We start from the raw sequence: 692 nt of genomic DNA, 5'->3' as shown, positions 1-692 counted from the left end.
AGACGGCGGCACCACCCCACCAACAGACGGCGGCACCACCCCGCCAACAGACGGAGGAACCACCCCACCAACAGATGGAGGAACTACCCCGCCAACAGACGGCGGCACCACCCCACCGACCGACGGCGGCACCACCCCGCCAACGGACGGCGGCACCACCCCACCGACCGACGGCGGCACCACCCCACCGACCGACGGCGGCACCACTCCGCCAACGGACGGCGGCACCACTCCGCCAACGGACGGAGGAGTTAATCCGCCAACGGACGGAGGCACCACCCCACCAACAGATGGAGGCACTACTCCGCCAACGGACGGCGGCACCACTCCGCCAACAGACGGCGGCACCACCCCACCGACCGACGGAGGAGTTAATCCGCCAACGGACGGCGGCACCACCCCACCAACGGACGGCGGCACCACCCCAACTCCACCGACTGGTACAATCACTGTTACACCAAAAGCAGGCACTGCACAGTTGCCAAATACTGGTGAAGCCAGCACTAGTCCTTTATATGGATTACTTTCTCTCGCTACAGGTCTAGCAGGACTCTTTGGTTTGGTGAAGAAGAAAAAAGAAGAAGACCAGTAGTACATAATGACTAGTCTTCTACAGGCTTGTTAGCATGCTTGACCCTCGAGATTTCATATCTTGAGGGTCTTTGTATATTGTAAGTAACGTAACCGCCCAA

General features: G+C 60.3%; 1 protein-coding gene. It reads left to right on the top strand.

Features of this window, described 5'->3' with window-relative positions:
* Positions 1–592 (top strand): LPXTG cell wall anchor domain-containing protein (locus tag F9856_RS12045; RefSeq protein WP_202106732.1); only part of this gene is annotated, 592 nt, incomplete at its 5' end.
* Positions 593–692: the final 100 nt, after the last annotated feature.

It is taken from the genome of Streptococcus suis (assembly GCF_016743335.1).
Classification (GTDB): Bacteria; Bacillota; Bacilli; order Lactobacillales; family Streptococcaceae; genus Streptococcus; species Streptococcus suis_Y.
This window is presented reverse-complemented; position numbering and strand designations above follow the sequence as displayed.